24 protein-coding genes are annotated in these 20491 nt (G+C 61.2%); 13 read left to right on the top strand and 11 right to left on the bottom strand.

Annotated elements, in window-relative coordinates:
• Positions 1-135 precede the first annotated feature (135 nt).
• Complete coding sequence (locus tag AB4P96_RS23835) at positions 136-750, bottom strand: NAD(P)-dependent oxidoreductase (protein WP_177032600.1); 615 nt, start codon at positions 748-750, stop codon at positions 136-138.
• Between the two features lie 33 nt (positions 751-783).
• Positions 784-1650 (bottom strand): MBL fold metallo-hydrolase, encoded by an 867-nt coding sequence (locus AB4P96_RS23830; RefSeq protein WP_395600147.1) that lies wholly within the window; start codon positions 1648-1650, stop codon positions 784-786.
• Between the two features lie 104 nt (positions 1651-1754).
• Here AB4P96_RS23830 and AB4P96_RS23825 point away from each other — a divergent pair, with 104 nt between their 5' ends.
• Complete coding sequence (locus AB4P96_RS23825; protein ID WP_170040559.1) at positions 1755-2660, top strand: LysR family transcriptional regulator; 906 nt, start codon at positions 1755-1757, stop codon at positions 2658-2660.
• Between the two features lie 99 nt (positions 2661-2759).
• Complete coding sequence (locus AB4P96_RS23820; RefSeq protein WP_167353682.1) at positions 2760-2936, top strand: hypothetical protein; 177 nt, start codon at positions 2760-2762, stop codon at positions 2934-2936.
• 76 nt (positions 2937-3012) lie between these two features.
• On the opposite strand, the gene AB4P96_RS23815 is transcribed toward AB4P96_RS23820, so the two are convergent.
• On the bottom strand, positions 3013-3888 hold the full coding sequence (locus tag AB4P96_RS23815; protein WP_017137374.1) for a helix-turn-helix domain-containing protein: 876 nt from the start codon (positions 3886-3888) through the stop codon (positions 3013-3015).
• Between the two features lie 190 nt (positions 3889-4078).
• Between AB4P96_RS23815 and pobA the strand changes: the two genes are divergently transcribed.
• Together pobA and AB4P96_RS23805 are read left to right on the top strand one after the other, a co-directional pair.
• A complete protein-coding gene (pobA, locus tag AB4P96_RS23810) occupies positions 4079-5263 on the top strand; it encodes a 4-hydroxybenzoate 3-monooxygenase (protein WP_170040596.1) in 1185 nt (394 codons plus the stop codon).
• 67 nt (positions 5264-5330) lie between these two features.
• Positions 5331-6848: an MDR family MFS transporter gene (locus AB4P96_RS23805; RefSeq protein WP_169985528.1), complete on the top strand. Its 1518-nt coding sequence runs from the start codon at positions 5331-5333 to the stop codon at positions 6846-6848.
• 71 nt (positions 6849-6919) lie between these two features.
• On the opposite strand, the gene AB4P96_RS23800 is transcribed toward AB4P96_RS23805, so the two are convergent.
• Positions 6920-7756: a cache domain-containing protein gene (locus AB4P96_RS23800; protein ID WP_017137378.1), complete on the bottom strand. Its 837-nt coding sequence runs from the start codon at positions 7754-7756 to the stop codon at positions 6920-6922.
• A 50-nt stretch (positions 7757-7806) separates the two neighbouring features.
• Entirely contained in the window at positions 7807-8571 is a 765-nt protein-coding gene (locus AB4P96_RS23795; RefSeq protein WP_186618444.1) for a transporter substrate-binding domain-containing protein, read from the bottom strand.
• A gap of 333 nt (positions 8572-8904) precedes the next feature.
• Between AB4P96_RS23795 and AB4P96_RS23790 the strand changes: the two genes are divergently transcribed.
• The 5 genes from AB4P96_RS23790 (at position 8905) to AB4P96_RS23770 (ending at position 13702) form a co-directional block, all read left to right on the top strand.
• A complete protein-coding gene (locus tag AB4P96_RS23790) occupies positions 8905-10275 on the top strand; it encodes a glutamine synthetase family protein (protein WP_169985532.1) in 1371 nt (456 codons plus the stop codon).
• 240 nt (positions 10276-10515) lie between these two features.
• Positions 10516-11115 (top strand): class I SAM-dependent methyltransferase, encoded by a 600-nt coding sequence (locus AB4P96_RS23785; protein ID WP_017137381.1) that lies wholly within the window; start codon positions 10516-10518, stop codon positions 11113-11115.
• Positions 11116-11237: 122 nt separating this feature from the next.
• Positions 11238-12371: a ribonuclease D gene (gene rnd, locus AB4P96_RS23780; RefSeq protein WP_017137382.1), complete on the top strand. Its 1134-nt coding sequence runs from the start codon at positions 11238-11240 to the stop codon at positions 12369-12371.
• Complete coding sequence (locus AB4P96_RS23775; protein WP_017137383.1) at positions 12368-12661, top strand: YcgL domain-containing protein; 294 nt, start codon at positions 12368-12370, stop codon at positions 12659-12661. Before rnd ends, AB4P96_RS23775 begins: the two co-directional genes overlap by 4 nt.
• Positions 12662-12769: 108 nt before the next feature.
• On the top strand, positions 12770-13702 hold the full coding sequence (locus tag AB4P96_RS23770; RefSeq protein ID WP_395600146.1) for a D-2-hydroxyacid dehydrogenase: 933 nt from the start codon (positions 12770-12772) through the stop codon (positions 13700-13702).
• A gap of 136 nt (positions 13703-13838) precedes the next feature.
• Here the strand turns inward: AB4P96_RS23770 and AB4P96_RS23765 are convergent, their stop codons facing one another.
• Positions 13839-14423 carry a nitroreductase family protein gene (locus tag AB4P96_RS23765; protein WP_017137385.1) on the bottom strand — a complete coding sequence of 195 codons (585 nt, stop codon included), beginning with the start codon at positions 14421-14423 and terminating at the stop codon, positions 13839-13841.
• A 153-nt stretch (positions 14424-14576) separates the two neighbouring features.
• Here AB4P96_RS23765 and AB4P96_RS23760 point away from each other — a divergent pair, with 153 nt between their 5' ends.
• Together AB4P96_RS23760 and AB4P96_RS23755 are read left to right on the top strand one after the other, a co-directional pair.
• Entirely contained in the window at positions 14577-15026 is a 450-nt protein-coding gene (locus AB4P96_RS23760; protein ID WP_017137386.1) for a YcgN family cysteine cluster protein, read from the top strand.
• A gap of 13 nt (positions 15027-15039) precedes the next feature.
• On the top strand, positions 15040-16260 hold the full coding sequence (locus tag AB4P96_RS23755; protein WP_395600145.1) for a hypothetical protein: 1221 nt from the start codon (positions 15040-15042) through the stop codon (positions 16258-16260).
• Between the two features lie 55 nt (positions 16261-16315).
• Here AB4P96_RS23755 and AB4P96_RS23750 read toward each other — a convergent pair whose 3' ends face one another.
• The 3 genes from AB4P96_RS23750 to AB4P96_RS23740 form a co-directional block, all read right to left on the bottom strand.
• A complete protein-coding gene (locus AB4P96_RS23750; protein WP_017137388.1) occupies positions 16316-16657 on the bottom strand; it encodes a DUF2892 domain-containing protein in 342 nt (113 codons plus the stop codon).
• 67 nt (positions 16658-16724) lie between these two features.
• On the bottom strand, positions 16725-17192 hold the full coding sequence (locus AB4P96_RS23745) for an RNA methyltransferase (RefSeq protein WP_003189607.1): 468 nt from the start codon (positions 17190-17192) through the stop codon (positions 16725-16727).
• Between the two features lie 165 nt (positions 17193-17357).
• Positions 17358-17732, bottom strand: coding sequence for a YajD family HNH nuclease (locus tag AB4P96_RS23740; protein WP_003210675.1), 375 nt, complete (start codon positions 17730-17732; stop codon positions 17358-17360).
• 151 nt (positions 17733-17883) lie between these two features.
• Here AB4P96_RS23740 and AB4P96_RS23735 point away from each other — a divergent pair, with 151 nt between their 5' ends.
• Complete coding sequence (locus AB4P96_RS23735; RefSeq protein WP_099548661.1) at positions 17884-18804, top strand: ParB/Srx family N-terminal domain-containing protein; 921 nt, start codon at positions 17884-17886, stop codon at positions 18802-18804.
• Between the two features lie 140 nt (positions 18805-18944).
• On the opposite strand, the gene AB4P96_RS23730 is transcribed toward AB4P96_RS23735, so the two are convergent.
• Entirely contained in the window at positions 18945-19631 is a 687-nt protein-coding gene (locus AB4P96_RS23730; protein WP_065929156.1) for a spermidine synthase, read from the bottom strand.
• Positions 19632-19709: 78 nt separating this feature from the next.
• On the opposite strand from AB4P96_RS23730, the gene AB4P96_RS23725 reads away from it, so the two are divergent.
• A complete protein-coding gene (locus AB4P96_RS23725; protein ID WP_026013726.1) occupies positions 19710-19994 on the top strand; it encodes a hypothetical protein in 285 nt (94 codons plus the stop codon).
• Here AB4P96_RS23725 and AB4P96_RS23720 read toward each other — a convergent pair.
• Positions 19991-20464, bottom strand: coding sequence for a cyclic nucleotide-binding domain-containing protein (locus AB4P96_RS23720; protein ID WP_017137392.1), 474 nt, complete (start codon positions 20462-20464; stop codon positions 19991-19993). The two genes, AB4P96_RS23725 and AB4P96_RS23720, sit on opposite strands and share 4 nt — an antisense overlap.
• Positions 20465-20491: the final 27 nt, after the last annotated feature.

The following is a 20491-nucleotide window of genomic DNA, read 5'->3' as shown; positions in this document are numbered from 1 at the left end:
CACACAAGCCAGCTCCCACACAAGCCAGCTCCCACACAAGCCAGCTCCCACACAAGCCAGCTCCCACACAAGCCAGCTCCCACACAAGCCAGCTCCCACACAAGCCAGCTCCCACACAAGCCAGTTCCCTCAGAGTCAGTAACCGACGGTGAAGCGTTGGCGCGAGTGCTTCGGCGATTCCACTTCGTCGATCAGGGCGATGGCAAAGTCAGCAAAACTGATCCAGCTACGGCCCTCGGCGCTCACCAGCAGATCGTCCTGGCCCAGACGGAATTTGCCGGTGCGCTCGGTTTCAACAAACTCCGCCGACGGCGATAGAAAGGTCCAATCCAGTTCTTTTTCCTGACGCAGCACGTCGAGAAACTCAGCGCCGGCGCTGGCTTCGGCTTTGTATTCAGCCGGGAAACCCTCGCTGTCGATCACTCGACCGCCACCTGGCAACAACAACGAACCCGCACCGCCTACCACCAGCAGGCGTTTTACGCCGGCTTTTTTCACCGGGCCGATCACGGCGCTGGCGGGCAGGGTGGCGAAGTGCGCCGCGCTGATCACCACGTCGTTGCCGCTCACCGCTTGCTGCAAGGCAGCCGCATCAAGGGCGTCGACCTTTTTAACGGTAAGGCCTGGGCGTGCAGCCAGCGTGTCGGTATTACGCGCAATGGCAGTAACGGTATGCCCACGACGCAGCGCTTCTTCCAGCAGTTGGCTGCCGGCACGGCCGGTGGCACCAATGATTGCAATCTTGCTCATGACGTTCTCCAGTACGTTAGGGTTTAAAACCAATCACCACTTCATTTCGCCCTTGGCGACTTTGGCACCCAGTTCCAGGCTGCTTTCGTCTTTAAGGTTCGGGTAACGCTTTTTCATCGCCGCGATCAGCGCAGTCGAGTCCTTGGCCTTGGCGGTCTCGATATCGAAGGCCTTGATGTAGTCGGCGGTAAAGGCCACGGACTGCACGGTCGGTGTGCCCAGGTAGTGGCCAGGGATCACGGTGGCCGGTTTCAGGTCCTGGATACGTTGCAGGGTGGCCAGCCAGTCGGTGTGGGATTTGGCGGTTTGCGTGTCGGCCATCCACACGTGGGTGTTTTCAAACACCACGACGCCACCGACGACCGCCTTGATCGAGGGGATCCACACAAAGGTGCGCTCAGGTTGCGGACCCTCCAGGCCGATCACTTCCAGGCTTTTGCCTTCCAGCGTCAGGGTATGGCCCTGCAACACCTGCGGGATGATGGCTTTGCTTGGCTTGTCGGCGCCGAGTTTCGGGCTCCAGAATGCGATTTTTTGCTCGACGGTGGCCTTGATATGGTCCACCACCGGCTGGGTGGCCAGCACTTTGGCGTCGGGGAACGCGGCGGTCAGGGTGTCGAGGCCGAAGTAGAAGTCCGGGTCGCCGTCGCTGACGTAGATGGTGGTGAGGTGTTTGCCGCTGCTGCGGATTTTCTGCACCAGTTGCTCGGCTTGGGTCTTGCCGAACTGGGCGTTGACCAGGATGAGGTCTTTTTCACCGCTGACCAGTACCGAGCTGACCGGCATCATGGCCGAGGTGCCAGGGTTGTAGGCATCCAGCTTCAGGTCGGCAGCCGCAGCATGGGCAGCGAACGCCAGGGCGGCCGAAGCCAGGGCAAATCGTTTAAGTACCGAGATCATGTGCAGCTCCAGCAGCAGGTAAGTGATGCACAGAGCTTAGTTGCACCAAACACAACAAAAAATGCGATGCTTGGACATAGTTTGTTTCTAAAAGCGTGCAAATCATGGATCGTCTTCAAGCAATGCGGGTGTTTGTCACGGTAGTTGACCTGGGCAGCCAGTCCGCCGCCGCCGATCAGTTGGACCTGTCGCGGCCGGTGGTCTCGCGCTATCTGGCTGAACTTGAGGATTGGGTCGGTGCGCGCTTGATGCATCGCACCACGCGCAAGCTCAGCCTCACCGCCGCCGGCAGTGAAACGCTGCCGCGCTGCCGGCAAATGCTGGAGCTGTGCAGTGACATGCAGGCGGCCGTCAGTGAGCCGGATGAAGCGCCGCGTGGCCAGTTGCGCCTGAGTGTCAGCAGCTCATTCGGCCAGGCGCAGTTGGCGGATGCCGTGGCCGAATTCGTCAAGCGCTTCCCGTTGGTCAGCATCGACCTGCAGATGCTCGACCGCACGGTAAACCTGGTGGATGAGCGTATCGACCTGGCCATCCGCACCAGCTTTGAGCTGGACCCCAACCTGATCGCGCGCAAGCTCACGCTGTGTCGCTCGGTGATCTGCGCGTCACCGGCGTACCTGCTGGAACACCCGCAGCCTCGGCAAGTCCACGACTTGGCGGAGCACAACTGCCTGACGCATTCTTACTTCGGCAAAAGCCTGTGGCACTTCACCGAGAACGGCGAAGCAGTCTCGGTGGCGGTGCAGGGCAATATCACCGCCAACGAGGCCACGACCTTGCTGCGGGTGACGCTGGCGGGCGCCGGGGTGGCGCGGCTGCCCAGTTATCAGGCGGGGGACTACATCCGCAGTGGCGAATTGATCCGGCTGCTGCCCGAGGCTGAGCCGCAGCAAATGAACGTCTACGCCGTGTATGCCTCGCGTAAACACATGCCGTTGGCGTTGCGCAGCCTGCTGGATTTTCTGGTGCTGCGGTTCCCGGAAGAGCCGGTGTGGGATATCGGTCTGTAAAGCCGACATAAAGATGTTGAATGACGCCCAATAATGGCAACTCGCCCTGACTGACCTATGCTTTAAACAGCACCGAGTCGATCTATTCAGAGGTGTGCCATGACCCTAAAAATTAGAAAGTACCTGATGATTTTCATCCTGTCCGCGTTAGCCACCGCGCTGTACGGCACGGCCGCCTACCGGGTCGAACAGACCCGTATGCAACCGACCTTTGCGATCAGTTGCCATCAGGATCTGTGTGTGCCGCGTACCGGTAGTTTCAGCGCGCTCAGATGATCGTTCCCACGCAGGGGAATGTGATCGTTCCCACGCTCCGCGTGGTAATGCAGCCCAGGACGCTCCGCGTCCCGCGTCAATCCGCCTTCAGCTGCTCGCGAAACGCCTTGGGCGAAAACCCCACCCGGCGGCGGAACAGCCGGGAGAAGTTGGTCGGGTCGGAAAACCCCAACACCTCCGACATTTCATTGATGGTCATGCTGGTGTAGGTCAGCAAGCGCTTGGCTTCCAGCAACTGGCGGTCATGCATGATCTGCAAGGCAGGCTGGCCACCCAATTCTCTGCACGTACCGTTCAGGTGTGAGACCGAGATACCCAGCTTGTGCGCCAGGTCTTCAATCTTCGGGTGTTCGCGGTAATGCTGCTCGACCAACTGCGTGAAGCGACGGAAATACTCCCGGCCACGTGGGGCACGCGGGTGGCGGCGCTGGATGGCTTGACGGCTGATCCACACCAGCAGCACGCTGACCAGGGCGTGCATCATCATGTCGCGGGCCGGTTGTTCATCGGCGTACTCATCCTGCAGTCGAGCGAACAGGCTGTTGAGGTAATCGCTGTCCTTGCCGGCGGGGTAATTGCCCAGGGCCTGCAAACCGTCCACCGTCGCGCCCAACTGTGTCTGCAAATGGCTGACCAGCGGCGCGGCCAGCGTCAGGATAAAACCTTCCACATCTTCAGAAAACCGAAACCCGTGTACACACAACGGCGGCAGCACCTGCAAGGTGGCTTCGCTGAGGGTAGTACGCTGGCCTTCGATTTCCAGCTGCGCCTGGCCTCTGTGTACGTACAGCAACTGGCACAGGTCCGCGTGCCGGTGGGGTTGGATTTCCCACTGGTATTCCCGGCTCCGTCGGGAAATGGTTTCACAGTGCAACAAATCCGGAGTCGGCCATTGCTGACTTTCTCCGTAAAGCTTGAAGACCGGAATCGCGGTACTGGCAGTTTTGGTCATGGTTTCAATCCGATACTCAGGATAGTGGTGCGGTAATCGCCCCAATTGGCAAAAAGCGCAGGCTTTGTCTCAGTTTTCACCTTCTTATGGCGGCCACTCAAGTGAAAAATGATCAGCAACAGGATGAATGACAACTCTTTCACCCTATCCGTTCGGGTGAAGCTTGCGAGCCATAAAAATAATGAAAACGCTGAAAACCCAAGTCGCCATTATTGGCGCCGGTCCCTCCGGATTGCTGCTCGGCCAACTGCTGCATAACGCTGGTATCCAGACCCTGATTCTAGAGCGCCAGAGCGCCGACTACGTGCAAGGCCGCATCCGCGCCGGTGTGCTGGAACAAGGCATGGTCGACCTGCTGCGCGAGGCCGGCGTCAGCCGACGCATGGACGCCGAAGGCCTGGTGCATGATGGCTTTGAGCTGGCGCTCAATGGCCAACTGACCCATATCGACCTCAAAGGCTTGACCGGCGGTCAGTCGGTGATGATCTACGGCCAGACCGAAGTCACCCGCGACCTGATGGCCGCCCGCGAGGCTGCCGGGGCTGTGACCCTGTACGAAGCGCGCGACGTGCAGCCCCATGACCTTAAAACTGATCGGCCCTGGCTCACCTTCGAACATGCCGGCGAAACCTATCGCCTGGACTGCGACTACATCGCCGGGTGCGACGGTTTCCACGGGGTGGCGCGCCAGGCGATTCCGCCTGAGGCGTTGCAGGTGTTCGAGCGCGTCTATCCGTTCGGCTGGCTGGGCATCCTCGCCGATACACCGCCGGTGCATGACGAGCTGGTGTATGCCAAACATTCGCGTGGCTTTGCGTTGTGCAGCATGCGTTCGCCGACCCGCAGCCGCTATTACCTGCAGGTGCCGGTCGATGAGCCTCTGGATGATTGGTCGGATGAGCGTTTCTGGGCCGAGCTGAAAACCCGCCTGCCCAGCCAGTTGGCCGAGCAACTGGTCACCGGGCCGTCAATCGAAAAAAGCATCGCGCCGCTGCGCAGCTTTGTGGTGGAGCCGATGCAGTACGGGCGCCTGTTCCTGCTCGGTGACGCCGCGCATATCGTGCCGCCCACCGGCGCCAAAGGCTTGAACCTGGCGGCCAGTGATGTGAGCACGCTGTTTCGGATCATGCTCAAGGTGTACCGCGAGGGCCGCGTGGACTTGCTGGAAAAATACTCGGCCATCTGCCTGCGCCGGGTGTGGAAGGCCGAGCGGTTTTCCTGGTGGATGACCTCGATGTTGCACCAGTTCCCGGACGCCGACGGCTTCAGCCAGCGAATTGCCGAGAGCGAGCTTGAGTATTTCATCCATTCGCAGGCGGGGCGCAAAACCATCGCAGAAAATTACGTCGGACTTCCTTACGAAGCTATCGAGTAGCCTGCTATCGTATCCAGCATTCCCGCAGGCTCTTCCTTGCCTGCGGGCCTTGCTCGAAGGTTCTGCCGTGACCAGCCTCAACCAACCCGCTCAGCCCGTTCCTGCCGTTCGCAGTGTGCTCGCCGCCTTGATGCTGGCGATTTTCCTCGGCGCCCTGGACCAGACCATTGTCGCCGTGTCCATGCCGGCGATTTCCGCGCAGTTTCACGATGTAAACCTGCTGGCCTGGGTGATCTCCGGCTATATGGTGGCGATGACCGTGGCCGTGCCGATCTACGGCAAGCTCGGCGACCTGTACGGGCGCCGGCCGATGATGTTGATCGGCATGGGTGTGTTCACCCTGGCCTCGCTGTTTTGCGGCATGGCGCAAAGCATGGAGCAGTTGGTGCTGGCGCGGATTCTCCAGGGCATCGGTGCCGGCGGGATGATCTCGGTCAGCCAGGCGATCATTGGCGACATCATCGCGCCCCGTGAGCGTGGGCGTTACCAGGGCTATTTCAGCAGCATGTACGCGGTGGCCAGTGTGGCCGGGCCAGTGCTGGGCGGCTACATGACCGAATACCTGTCGTGGCGTTGGGTGTTTTTGATCAACCTGCCGCTGGGCGCCGGGGCCTGGTATGTGGCGCACCGCACACTGGTAGGGCTGCCGGTGCCGCAGCGCAAGCCGATTATCGATTACCTCGGCACCGTGCTGATGATCATCGGCCTGACCGCCTTGCTGCTGGGCATCACCGAAATCGGCCAGGGCCATCATTGGCGTGACGAGCAAGTACTGGGGCTGTTGGCCTGCGCGTTGGTGGCCTTGACGGTGTTCGTGTGGCACGAACGCCGGGCGCGCGAGCCATTGTTGCCGATGCACCTGTTCGCCAATCGCAGCGCAGTGCTGTGCTGGTGCACGATTTTCTTCACCAGCTTCCAGGCGATTTCCCTGACGGTGTTGATGCCGTTGCGTTATCAGACGGTGACCGGCTCGGGGGCCGACAGCGCCGCCTTGCACTTGCTGCCATTGGCCATGGGCTTGCCGATGGGGGCCTATTTCGCCGGGCGCATGACCTCGGTGACCGGGCGTTATAAACCGATGATCCTCACCGGCGCATGCTTGAGCCCGCTGGCGATTCTCGGCATGGCCTACAGCGCGCCGCAGGCGGTGGAGCTTACGGCGGTGTTTATGCTGCTGTGCGGGATTGCGGCGGGGATGCAGTTTCCGACGTCCCTGGTGGGTACACAGAACTCGGTGGAGCAGCGCGACATTGGCGTGGCCACCAGCACGACTAACCTGTTCCGCTCGTTGGGCGGGGCGGTCGGTGTGGCGTGCATGTCGGCACTGCTGTTGGCGTTGTTGCAGGATTCCAGCTTTGCGCATTTGGCCAGCGGCGCGCTGGGGGCTGAAGGCAGTTCCGGCAACGTGTTGCTCGACGGCCTGAACGCCGCGCCGGGGCCTGCGCAGGATGCCTTGCGCGGGGAGCTGGCGGTGACATTCCGGCATTTGCTGATGGTGAGTGCGGCGGTGTCGTTGCTGGGGTTGGCGGCGGCCATTGCGATGCCCAATCGTGTGCTGCGTGGGCGTGAAGACAAAGCACGTTAACTGACACAACGATGATCAAACTGTGGGAGCAGGCAAGCCAGCTCCCACAATGGATTGCATTCCAACTCAGATCAGGGGCTGTAGTACCCAACCGCCACCATAAAATGCCCGGCCTTGCGCACGTACGCATGCTTGTTCTCAACCTTGTCGGTCACCGGGTTCTTCCAGCGGTACTTGTATTCGCCCTGATCCTGCTCGGCCATCAGCTTCAGAATGGGTTCACCCACCGGCTTGCCATCCGGGTCTTTGATCTTGCGAAAGTCGGTATTGACCAGTCGCAAGTTGGTGCCATGCGCCACATACCGCCCGGTGTTCAGATCGACCACAAACACATACAAATCATCCTGCAGAAACCCGCCCTGCAATGAATTGATCGCCTTGAGCGTGCCTGCCTCATCCTTGACCAGCGCCTTCACAGCCTTGTTGCGCAACGCTCGGGCCTGTTCCGGTGTGGCCCGTGGCAGGTAGTAACCCACCGCCAGGATGCGTTCACCCACGCGCTGATAAAACACGTGCTTGTGCTCAACCTTGCCGTCGTTCCAGTTCTGCCAGCGGTAGTCGGCTTGTTGGATGCCCTGGCCTTCGGGCACGGTCAGCGCCTGTTTGAACGAAGCTTGCAGGTCTGGCCCGAGCACCTCGGACACATCACGGCCGATCAATGCAGAGGAAGGCCCGCCGCTGGCTAACAACACGCCCTTGGTGTCGACCACGAACACATAGCGGTCATGGTCGATAAACTCACCCTGGCGGCTGAACGCGGCGAAGGCTTTGTCGCCGTTGCTTTGGAAGTAAGTCACAGCCTTTTCCAGTAGAGCCTTGGCGGCCCGAGCGTCCTCATCCTGAGTGGTCGCGTGCACCTGGCTGAACCCCAACAGCAGCAGGCAGGTGAGTCGGAGCAATCCCTTCATTACCGATCCCTCGTTATGGTTGATGTGAGCACAGCGTAGACGGCTCCTGCTCAGGGCGCCGCCAGCCACTGATTGACGATGCCTTCATACACCCCGGTGGCCATGCTCAGGTGCAGCCACTGGTCGACGTAGCTTTTCCACGCCACATCATCGCGGGGCAGCAGGAAGGCCTTTTCGCTGTATTGCATCTGCCGCTCGGGGTTGACCGCACACAGCCCAGGTTTCTGTTTTTGCTGGAAGCGCGCTTCGCTGGCGTCGGTGATCATCACGTCGGCTTTGCCCGCCAGCAGTTCGTCGAAAATCGTCACGTTGTCATGCAGGCGGATTTGCGCCTTGGCCAGGTGGGCGCGGGCAAACACCTCGTTGGTGCCGCCCGCCGGCTCGATCACACGCACCTGCGGCTGGTTGATCTGCTCGACGCTCTGGTAGCGCTGTACATCGGCGCAGCGCACCAGCGGGATCTTGCCATCGACGCCGAGAGGCTGGCTGAAGAAGGCTTTTTTCTGGCGTTCCAACGACACCGAAATACCGCCCACCGCGATGTCGCAGCGCTGGGCGAGGAAGTCCGGCATCAGGGTTTTCCAGGTAGTGGGCACCCATTTGATGTTGGCGTTGAGGCTCTTGGCCAGGGACTCGACCATGGCGATATCAATGCCTTCGTAGCGCCCGTCGGCTCGCAGCGAGGTGTAGGGCTTGTAGTCGCCGGTGGTGCAGACGGTGAGGGTGCCGTTTTGCAGCACCTCGTCCAGGCGTGAATCGGCCAGGGCGTGGGTGGCCACGCTTGCCAGTAAACAGAAGGCCAGGGGAGCTTTCATGCGGTCAAATCCTTGGGGCATGCTCGGGTCGCCATTATTTCCAGCTATGCGCAGGGATGGCAATTGTTTAGCCAGGCTGCAACCAAACTCCGTCAACCCTGAATTGAACAACCTTTGTGGGCGTGTGACGCTGCCGGGCATCTACCTCACTGTGAATCTCGCATGGACGGCTCCCCTGACACTCACCTCGCGACACTGCCGTCCGCGCTGGCCTTCTGGGCCTTGTTCCACTGCCGACACGCGCGCCCACCGGATACCTTTCTCTTACGTTGATTTGCCCCATGAATGACGCGCACCTGTGCGCCTGCCTGACGCAAACGTATGAGAGTTCCCATGAGTGTTTTTGCCAGCCTGCAAGAAGCCCAGTCTTTTCTTGAACAGCACTCGGACATCGAAATGTTCGAGCTGTTTATCCTCGACAACAACGGCGTGCCACGCGGCAAGTTGCTGCACCGCGATGAGCTGCTGGCGGTGTATGAAAGTGGCCGCCCGTTGCCCAGCACCATCCTGGGCCTGACGATTAACGGCGATGACGTGGAAAACTCCGGGCTGGTGTGGGAAGTCGGCGATATCGACTGCCGCGCCTACCCGGTCAGCGGCAGCTTGCAGCGTATGCCGTGGCGCCTGATCCCGACAGCCGCCGTGCAAGTCAGCATGCACCCCACCGAAGGCTTGCCGGCCACCGTGGCTGACCCTCGACATTTGCTGGCCAAGGTGATCGACGACCTCAAGGCCGACGGTTATTACCCGGTGATGGCGGCGGAGTTGGAGTTTTACCTGCTCGACCAGAAACCCGACAGCAACGGCCGCCCACAACCGGCACGGGATGTGGACGGCAATCGCCCGCGCTCGACCCAGGTGTACGGCCTGCGTGAGCTGGAGCAAATCGAGCCGTTCCTGGCCGACCTCTACAGCGCTTGCAAGCTGCAAGGCATTCCGGCGCGCACGGCGATTTCCGAGTATGCGCCGGGCCAGGTGGAAATCACCCTGGAACATCGCGCCGATGCCCTGCAAGCCATGGACGAAGCGGTGCGCTACAAGCGTCTGGTCAAGGGCGTGGCGCATAAGCACGCAATGACCGCCTGCTTTATGGCCAAGCCATTCGATGACTTGGCGGGCACCGGCATGCACATGCATGTGAGCCTGGCGGATGCCCAGGGCAATAACCTGTTCGCCAGCGAGGCCGCCGATGGCACGCCGCTGCTGCGCCAGGCGGTGGGCGGCATGCTCAGCACCTTGCTCGATTCGCTGCTGATGTTTTGCCCGAATGCCAACTCTTATCGGCGCTTCCAGACCAACAGCTATGCGCCGCTGGCGGCCACCTGGGGCGTGGATAACCGTACCGTCAGCTTGCGCGTACCGGGCGGGCCGGCTCATTCGCGGCATATCGAACACCGGATTTGCGGGGCCGACGCCAACCCATACCTGGCGGCTGCTGCCATCCTGGCGGGTATTCACCGAGGCATTCGCGAGCAGCGCGACCCCGGTGCGCCGGTGGAAGGTAACGGATACGCCCAGGCCAAGGAGTTGCTGCCCACTGACTGGCTGACCACCTTGCGTGCGCTGGAGGGTTCAAGCTGGGCACGGGAGGCGTTCGGCAGTGAATTCCTCGGCGTCTATTTGGCGGTGAAACGTGAGGAATATCGTCAGTTCATGGGGGAGGTGGGCGAGCAGGATTGGCGCTGGTATCTGCATCAGGCGTGATCCGCTGGCAGCAGATTTGGATACACCGAAGAGCTGCTTTTCTGTGGGCGCTGGCTTGCCTGCGAAGGCATCAACTCGGTGTACCCGATGTACCGAGGTGCCAGCATCGCAGGCAAGCCAGCTCCCACAGTCGAACGTCGGTGTTTTACAGGCGTCACGGTTTCAACCTTTTTTTCACGTTGCAGTGGTTAAGCTGCGGATCAAGGTCGTTCACCACCGTTCCACCCACATGAGCCCGCGATGTCGCCACAACCTCCATCCTCTATCGAGATCGAATTCACCGAGCGCTGTGACCGCGAGCATGCGCAGGTCTGCGGCGACACGCGTCCGCCCGCGCTGCTCAAGCGTCTGGCGGCCTGGCGCGATGAACGGCTGGTGCGCCAAGCGTTGAAAGTGGCCGGTGAGCCTGGGTTGATCCTCGACCTGGCGTGTGGCTCCGGCCGGTTTTGGCCCGTGTTGGCCGAACACGTCAACCGGGTGATCCTGGCATCCGACAACTCCCAGGACATGCTCGACCATGCGCGCACCCATCACCCGGCGGCGTTGCTCAAACGGGTCAAAACGTTCCAGGGTTCGGCGTTTTCCATCGGTCTGTCGGCCAACGCCGTGGACTGTATTTTCTGTTTGGAACTGTTTCGTCATGTGCCCAGCAGCGACGTACGCATGGCGCTGTTGCGCGAATTTCACCGTGTCAGTCGCGACACAGTGATTGTCGCGGTGAGCTCGCGCACACCGGTGGAGGACGAATTCCGCCAGGCCGGTTTCAAGGTCCTCCATCAGCAGGAGTTCCTGCCGGGCTCCAAGCTGTGGCGTGTCTACGTCTTGCGTAAGAGAGGCTAAGTCCCGCCTGTCGGACTATTCTTCCTCTCTTGTCAGAGTTTTCATGATGGTGTGTGCACTGCGGATGCTCGCAAGTCCCTTTCGCGATATATACTGCGCGCCATTCTTCAAGGGAGAGCCGTGTGGCCATCGATATTCACTGGATCTGCGACAACGATAGCCTCGGCCAGCATTGCGCCGAATGGCAGCAGTTGCCATTCGTCGCCCTCGACACCGAATTCATGCGGGTCGACACCTTTTATCCCATTGCCGGGCTGATCCAGATCGGTGATGGCGTTCGCGCTTACCTGATCGACCCCCTGACCATCGATAACTGGCAACCCTTGGCCGCCTTGCTGGAGAACCCGGCGGTGATCAAGGTGGTGCACGCCTGCAGCGAAGACCTGGAAGTGTTGTTGCGCCTGACCGGCAGCCTGCCGGTGCCGTTGTTCGACACTCAATTGGCAGCGGCTTACCTGAACCTCGGTTTCTCCATGGGCTACTCGCGCCTGGTGCAGGCTGTACTCGACATCGAGCTGCCAAAGGGCGAAACCCGCTCGGACTGGCTGCAGCGGCCGTTGTCCGAGACTCAGGTGAGCTACGCCGCCGAAGACGCGGTGCACCTGGCCGAAGTCTATGTGCGCTTGCGCCCGCAGCTGTCGGATGACAAATATGCCTGGGTACTGGAAGACGGCGCCGAACTGGTGGCCAACCTGCGCCGCGAAGTCGACCCGTATGAGGTGTACCGTGACGCCAAGCTGGCGTGGAAACTCTCGCGTGCCCAGCTCGCCGTATTGCGTGAGCTGTGCGCCTGGCGCGAGCAGCAGGCCCGTGCCCGTGACCTGCCGCGCAACCGCATCATTCGCGAACACTCATTGTGGCCCTTGGCCAAATCCCAGCCGGATAACCTCGCTGCGCTGGGCAAGATCGAAGACATGCACCCGCGCACTGTGCGTCAGGACGGCCAGTTTCTGCTGGACCTGATCAAGCGCGCCGGCAGCGTGTCGATGGACCAGTGGCCGCCCGCCGTGGCTGAGCCGCTGCCGGTGGACGCTGCTGTGCTGATCAAGCAACTGCGCGCCCTCGGCCAGGCCGAGGCCGAGCGCCTGGAGATGGCGCCGGAACTGATGCTGCGCAAGAAAACCCTCGAAGCCCTGGTCAAGAGCGGCTACCCCGATGGGCCTTATACATTGCCAGACTCGCTGCGTGGCTGGCGCCGCGAGTTGATGGGCCAGGCGCTGCTCGACAGCCTGGCCACTGCCGGAGAACAGCCTTGAAACGTATTTGCTCCATTTATCGCAGCTTGAAAAAAGACGGGATGTACCTCTACGTGCTCAAAAGCGATGCGCTGGAGCGTGTGCCGGAACCCTTGATGACTGCCTTCGGCAAAGCCCATCTTGCATTCGAGATGATACTCACGCCGGAGCGCAAGTTGTCGCGCGAGGACATTACCGTGGTCCTGGAAAACCTCGACAAGCAGGGCTACCACCTGCAAATGCCACCGGCCGAGGACGAGTACATCGAGCACTTGCCCGAAGAGCTGCTGCGCCGCAACGACCCGATGTAACCGGTCAGTGCCCTGTCCCGGGCACATTCTTTTATGGACTCGTATTCGTTTGGCGGTGGCCGTAAGGAAGCGGGCGGCCGTCTGCACTGTTTTTGAAAGGTTTGAACCATGCGTGTTCTGATTGCTGAACAGGATCACCCGCTCTACGCCCAATTGCTGAGCGAAGCGGCCCCGGACCTTGAGGTGCTGACCAGCGGCGACTCGGCCGAACTGTCGCGCCTGGCCGCCGATTGCCCGGTTTGGCTGGGCCAGCCGGACCTGCTCGCCACCTTGCTGCGCCAGGGCCATAAGCCGCAATGGCTGCAATCGACCTGGGCGGGTATCACGCCGCTGCTGGCCGATGGCTTGCCGCGCGACTATCGCCTGACCCGCGCGGTCGGCATCTTTGGCCAGGTCATGGCCGAGTTCGTGCTCACCTATATGCTCGGCCATGAGCGCGAAGTGCTGGCGCGACTGGTCAGCCAGGTCGAGCGCAAGTGGGACAACCGCATGGGCCAAAGCCTGGCGGGACGCAAGGTGCTGGTGGTTGGCACCGGCGATATCGGCCAGAGCGTTGCTGATTTTTTGCTGCCGTTTGGCGTCAAGCTCTACGGGATTGCCAGCAGCGCGCGGAAACAGGCACCGTTTATCGAAGTGGCCGGGTTGGACCAACTGAGCCGGCTGGTGGGCGAGGTGGACTACGTGATCAACCTGCTGCCGAACACGCCTGATACCCATGATTTGTACAACGCGGCGCTGTTCAAGCAATTCAAGCCGACGGGGTTGTTTATCAACGTCGGGCGCGGCGTGGCGGTGGTCGATGCCGATTTGGTCGAGGCGCTTAAAGAGGGGCACTTGGCCGGTGCGGTGATCGACGTGTGCCGTCAGGAGCCTTTGCCGCAACGCCATCCGTTCTGGACTGCCTGGGGCTTGCTGTTGACCGGGCACAGTTCCGCGCCGACGTCGCCGGGGATGATGGTGGAATTGTTTGTGCAGAACCTGCGGGCTTATCAGGCCAAGGATGCACTGCGCGGGGAAGTCAGCTTCGAAAGGGGCTATTAAACGTGTGAGCTGGGCTTATGTGGGAGCTGGCTTGCCTGCGATAGCATCACCTCGGTCTACCTGATTCACCGAGGTGCCTTCATCGCAGGCAAGCCAGCTCCCACACAAGCCCGCACATATTGGATCTATGCAAGGCTTACAGGCTGAAATCACCCTCGGACACCAGTTCGCTCAGCGGCCGACGCGGGCTTGGCGCTTCACGACCTTGCAGGTACTCCGGCAAGCTCGACTTGTCCCCCAGCTTGCCCACGGCCACAGCCGCGTGCAGGGCATAACCTTCTGGAATCTTCAGCTCTTTGCGGGTCAGCTCCTGATCGAAACCGGCCATGCCGTGGGTGTGCCAGCCGCTGAGGCTGGCTTGCAGCGCCAGGTGGCCCCACGCCGAACCGGTGTCGAAGGTGTGCCACAGCGCCGGGGTTTCTTCGCTGGCGCCGGGGGCGGTAAAGTCGGTTTTTGAAGCGATGATCACCAGGGCCGACGCGTGTTGCGCCCAACCACGGTTGAATTCATTGAGCAACCCCAGGAAACGCTCCCAGTTCGGTGTGTCGCGGCGCGCGTAGAGAAAGCGCCATGGCTGCGAGTTGTAGGCCGACGGCGCCCAGCGTGCGGCTTCGAAGAAGCTCAGCAGCGTCTCCTGCGGGATGCTTTCGCCGGTAAAGGCGCGGGGCGACCAGCGCTCGGTGAATTGGGTGTGGATCGGGTAATCGGCAACGCGTGTCATGGGCAGTTCCTGATCGTCAATTCGGCCTTCAAAGCTACTGCGCGCCCACTAGACTGACAAGTGTTGTTACACCGCCAGTCGTAAGCGCTTGGCCCCAGGCGCCTTGGGCACTAGACTGGCGGCCTTTTCACCTTCCGATACTGATGTAGAGCCATGGCCGCCAAAGTCGAACCTTTCTGGATACGCAAAACCCTTGAACACCTCGACCAGGAGGAGTGGGAGTCGTTGTGCGACGGCTGTGGCCTGTGCTGCCTGCAAAAGCTTGAGGATGAAGAAGACAACAGCGTCTATTACACGCGCATCGCCTGCAAATTGCTCGACCTGAAAACCTGTCAGTGCAGCGACTACACCAACCGCCGCGCCTCGGTGCCCGATTGCATCCAGCTCACGCCGGGCCAGGCCGACCAGTTCAAATGGCTGCCGCCGACCTGCGGCTACCGCCTGGTCAGCGAACGCAAGGACTTGCCGCTGTGGCATCACCTGGTGTGTGGCGACCGCGATGCTGTGCACCATGAACGCATTTCCCAGTCCGGGCGCATGCTCGCCGAAGGCAGCGTGCCCGAAGATGACTGGGAGGATTACCTGATCTTCCGCGCAGGCTGAAAAAGGAGTGTGTATGAGGGTGGCAACCCGGCTGGCGGCATCCTTGGTGCTGCTGGCACTGAGCCTGCCTGCGTGGTGCGCGAAGAAAGTCGACCTCGATTATCACGTCAAGCTGCTGCCCCAGAGTGATCAGGCCGAGGTCCGCGTGAGCCTGTCCCAGGGCTCGGCTGTGCGCAGCCTGAACTTCGACCTGGGCCGTGACGGCGACTACAGTGACTTCAAGGCCGACGGCCAATGGCAGGTCACCGGCAGCCGTGGCCTGTGGCAACCCAGCGCCGACAAAGCCAGCCTGACTTACCGCGTGCTCCTCGCCCATGCGCGCAAGGCGGGCGTGTATGAGGCGCGGATGACGCCGAGCTGGGCGCTGTTTCGCGGCGAAGACCTGGTGCCGGTTGCGCGGCTGGACCAGCAGGACGGTACCGAGTTGGTGTCGCGCCTGATGTTTGAATTGCCGGCCGGCTGGAAGAGCGTCGAAACCGCCTGGCCGCGTATCGGCAAGCACAAATTCCGTATCGACAATGTGTCCCGCCTGTTCGACCGGCCTACCGGCTGGATGCTCGCTGGCAGCCTCGGCAGTCGTCGCGTGCGCCTGGGTGAAACCGACGTCACCGTGGCCTCGCCCAAGGGGCAGGCCATGCGCCGGATGGACGTGCTGACGCTGCTGACGTTCGTCTGGCCGCAAGTCGAAGCCGCACTGCCACGCCATCCTGCCAAGCTGTTGATCGTCGGCGCCAGCGACCCGATGCGCCGTGGCGCTTTCTCATCGCGCGATTCGATCTACCTCAACAGCCGCACGCCGCTGATCAGCGAAAACGGCAGCAGCCCGTTGCTGCGCGAAGTGGTGCAAGCCATTGGCCGTTTTAACGACCACGATACCAGTGACTGGATCAGCGAAGGGTTGGGCGAGTATTACGCCATTGAACTGCTGAGGCGTGCCGGCGGCATTACCGATGAGCGGTATGCGGCGATACAGACGCGGTTGGCCAAGGAGGGCAAGGGCGTGATCAGCCTGCGCGGCAATCAAGTCAACGCTGCGACCGTGGCGCGGGCGGTGCTGGTGTTGCAGGAGCTGGACCGCGAGATCCGCGTCAAGACCCACAACAAGCGCTCGCTGGATGATCTGGCGCAGGCGGTGATGCGGGCGAACAGTGTTAATACGGCGCAGTTTGTGCAGTTGGCTGAAAGTGTGATCGGCGAGTCGTCGGTGGTGCTGGACAACAAATTATTGCGTTGACCCAAAACAACTGTGGGAGCTGGCCAGCTCCCACAGTTGATTGGGGTTGGCCGGGCTATTTAGTGGCTTTCTCTGCCGCCACTTCAGCCTTGGTCTTCAAGTTCTTCAACTCTTCGCCCGCGCGTTCGATCTTGGTGCGCACACTGTTCATTTCCTGGCGGCCTTGCTCCAGCTTGTCCTTGAGCGAACTGTGCCCGGTCACGCCGCGCACCAGCGCCACGCCACCAATCGCCACCTGGATCAGCCCGAAGATGCCGCCACGGCGCAGGCCTTTGCCGACCATCATCACACCGCCGGCCACCGAAAGAATGCGTTCCGACCCGTGTACGTTTTGCTCACTTTTGGGGGCTGGTTGCAGGTGTTCGATGATAGGTCGCAGGGTTTTGCTGTCGCTCATGGTTTGTCTCCAACAAAGGCAAGTGTAAGTAGCTGACTGTTTGCAGGCGCCGGATGTTCCCGAAATATCAGTACTTGGGGCCTGAGCGGGTGTTGTTGCCCTTGGCCAGACGGTCGTACAGCACCACATTGACGGTGGCGGCAAGGTTCATGCAGCCGGTGGTCGGGATGTACACCACGTCTTCACACCAGTCGCGGATCTCTTTGTCCAGCGAGCCGTCTTCGGGGCCGAAGATGTACAGCGCGCGGTCCGGGTGCGTGTATTCGGGCAGCGGGCGGGCGCCTTCCACCAGCTCTACGGCGACCGGGATACAGCCCAGCGGCAGGATCTTTTTCAAGTCATCGATGCCGATCAACGGAATGTCGTGGTGGACCTTCTTGGTGTCGGTGATGAAGTCCCGGGCGCGCTCGTAACGCACGCCGGTGTAAAACACCGAGGCCACGCCGTAGCAGCCGGCGGCGCGCATCACCGAGCCGACGTTTTCGGGGGATTTGGGGTTATACAGACCGATGCAGCTGTAGCGTTTATTGCCCACGGGGAAGGGTGCCTTGGAGGAAAACCGCGATTATACGGCCTTGGAGGCATGTGTTGCTTGGGCGATCGCTATCGCGGGCAAGAAGCCCGGCTCCCACACTTGGGATGCATTCCCCTGTGGGAGCTGGCTTGCCTGCGATGCGGCCCGCACAGGCAAAGAAGGGCTTCAGTCGTCCTTCTTCATCAACCCCGCCAACGCCGCAAACGGGTTGTGCGTCGCCTTGGCAATCGTCGGGCTGCTGGTGGAGCCTTCGCCGAAATACTGCTGGTCGGTGTAGCGCGAGTGTTCGTTGTCGTGGCAGTACAGGCACAGCAACTCCCAGTTGGAACCGTCCTGGGGGTTGTCATCATGATTGTGGTTGCGATGGTGTACGGTCAGTTCGCTCAAGCGTTTGCCGGCAAACTCACGGGCACAGCGGCCGCACACGTGCGGGTACATCTTCAAGGCTTTGTCGCGGTAGCCCATTTCCCGGTCGCGCTGGGCATCGGCGAGGATGCGGTCCAGCTTGGCGGTGTGGGAGGGCGGGTTGGTCGAGCTCATCATGGCTCCTGGCTATTTGGGGGTTCACGGATAGGGTTGATTCTAGCCGCTCGCGAGGCAAATGACCGCTGGCTTTTTCAGCCGCGGTACAGCTGCGCTTGAGCGAACGTTTGTAGTATCGGCATATTCACTTCACAAGGATCTGAAACCTATGCGTGTGTACACATGGACCGCAGCCCTGCTGCTCAGCGCCCTGGCCGCTCAAGCCCAGGCGTTCTCCACACCCAAGCCCGGCCAGGTGATCGAGGTGGCCCTTGAGCAACTGCACCCGACCCAGGCCGTGGTGGGCTTTGACCAGATCTACTACAGCCTGGGGCTGTTCGCCGACAAACCGGCCAAGGTGTTCGACGAATACTGCGAAACCAACGGCCAGGGCGCCGCCGACAACGTGCCGAAGAAAGCCGACCTGCACCAACCCGATAGTTTCACCTGCAAAGACCCGGTGGGCACCCACCCCGACGACATGAAAACCGTGGTGGTTGGCCCCGGTGGCCAGTTGTACCTGACCGACGGTCACCATAGTTTTACCACCTTGTGGGAAGTGCCCGGCGGCGGCCCGCAGCTGAAAATGTGGGTCAAGGTAACCGATGACTTCAGCAACAGCGCCGACATGAATACCTTCTGGCAGCGCATGGAGGCGGCCCGCAAGGTCTGGCTCAAGGACAATCAAGGCCAGACCCTGCCGCCGCAACAGCTGCCTGCGCACCTGGGCTTCAAGAACCTGCAGGACGACACGTTTCGCAGCCTGGTGTATTTCACCCGCAAGGCCGCCTACGGCAAGCCGGACGATGGCGCGATTGCGCCGGAATTCCTGGAGTTCTACTGGGGCAATTGGCTGCGTACGCAGATTGATTTGAAGGCGTACAACCTGAACAAGAAGGGCGGCTATAAGGACGCGATTGAGGCGGTTGCCAAGCGCATGGTCAGCCTGGCGCCGGGTTCGCAGGTGGGCAGCAGCGGTTTTACTGCCAGGCAACTGGGCGGTATGACCCAACTGGATCAGGGCGAGCTGGACAAGACCTTCGAGAAAAAAGTGCCGTATGTGATCGACTATCGAAAATCCCGGGGCTGACACGGGACCAAAATGTGGGAGCTGGCTTGCCTGCGATTGCATCACCTCGTTCTACCTGAATCACCGAGGTGCCGGTATCGCAGGCAAGCCAGCTCCCACACAAGCCAGTTCCCACAGGGAATTTGTGGTGTCTGGGGGACTCAGCCCTTGAGCTTCTCGGCAATCCAGATGGTATGCCGGGTGCCCTTGTTGCCATGGGCGAACACCTGCACTTCCTCGGCCTTGAACCCGGCCTTGCGCAGTTTGTCGCTGAACAGCTTGTCGGCGCTGGCTGACCACACCGCCAGCACGCCTTTAGGCCGCAGCGCTTTGGCACACGCGGCCAGGCCACCGGCCGAATACAGCCAACTGTTGGCTTTTTGCGTCAGGCCTTCGGGGCCGTTGTCCACATCCAGCATGATCGCGTCAAAGCCTTGCGGCTCGGCCTGCAGCACCTTGGCCACGTCTTCCATGCGGATCACCGTGCGTGGGTCCAGCAGCGGGCGGCCGGATTTTTCCCCCAGTGGGCCACGGTTCCATTCCACTACGCCAGGCACCAATTCCGCCACCACCACTTCAGCGCTCTTGCCCAAATGCTTGAGTGCCGAGGCCAGGGTAAAGCCCATGCCCAGGCCGCCGATCAGCACCCGCGAACCCGGCCGACCGGCGACTTTACGGCAAGGAATCTCCGCCAGCGCGTCTTCGGAGCCATGCATGCGCGTGTTCATCAACTGGCCGCCGTCACCGCCCTGGATCTTGATGACAAAATCCTCGCCGTATTCGAACAGGCACAAGGCACCGCCGTTGTCGGGGATTGGGGTGGTGTCGAGCAGAACGAAACGTTTCATGGAAATCTCATTGGGAAGGGCATTCTTGCGCGGTTGGGAGTAGCCTTACGACATTCCGGTCAGGCCATGGAGCCATCGATGAAGTGCAGCATTCTAACGGTCATTGCGTTGAGCGCGCTCACATTGGGTGCGGCGCAGGCGCAAGAGGCGCAAACCGTGCCCGTGGCGCCTACGCCAACCCCCGGTGCGCCGGGCACGCCGACGCCCACCTTGTACCCGCAAGTCACTCCGCCCGTGGCGCCCAAAACCACCGCGAACGGCTCACCGGCGCTGGTGCCGATTGTGTTGCCAACGCCGCCCAAGGATCAGACGGTGCCCGGCCTGCTGCAAAATGACAGCAAGCCGAAGACGCCCGGCGGTTAAAATTGCTGGGACAGTAATTGCCCGTCGGCCATGCGCAGGCGCTTGGACAAGGCAATCGCAATCGCGCGAATGATCTTGGCCGCTACCCTGGGGGCTTCGTTGAGCATTTTTTCCAGCGCATCTTTGCCCAGGTTCAACAGCACGCAATCACTGGCGGCCACGCAACTGGCGGAGCGCCGCTCGCCGTCAAGCACGGCCATCTCGCCAAAAGCCCGGCCACTGCGCAGGGTGGCGATGGTCAGGCGCTGGCCGGTGTGATTGGTTTTTTGCACGGCCACCTGGCCGCTGTGCAGGATGCACATGAAGGTGCCTGCATCGCCCTCGAGGAAAATCACCTCATCGCGGGCAATGCTGCTGATATTGAAGTAGCCGGCGGCCACGTGAAAATCTTCCGGTAACAGCGGGTCGAACAGGCCGCAATCCATGAGCATGTCGCGGATTTCGTTGTTCATCAGAGTCGGTAGTGGCATAGCTGCAATCTTGGTCCGTCAATCAAG

Origin of the sequence: Pseudomonas sp. B19125 (assembly GCF_044218855.1) — a bacterium.
Lineage (GTDB): Bacteria > Pseudomonadota > Gammaproteobacteria > Pseudomonadales > Pseudomonadaceae > Aquipseudomonas > Aquipseudomonas edaphica.
Note: the sequence above shows the minus strand (reverse complement) of the source record. Positions and strands in the feature narration are given on the sequence as shown.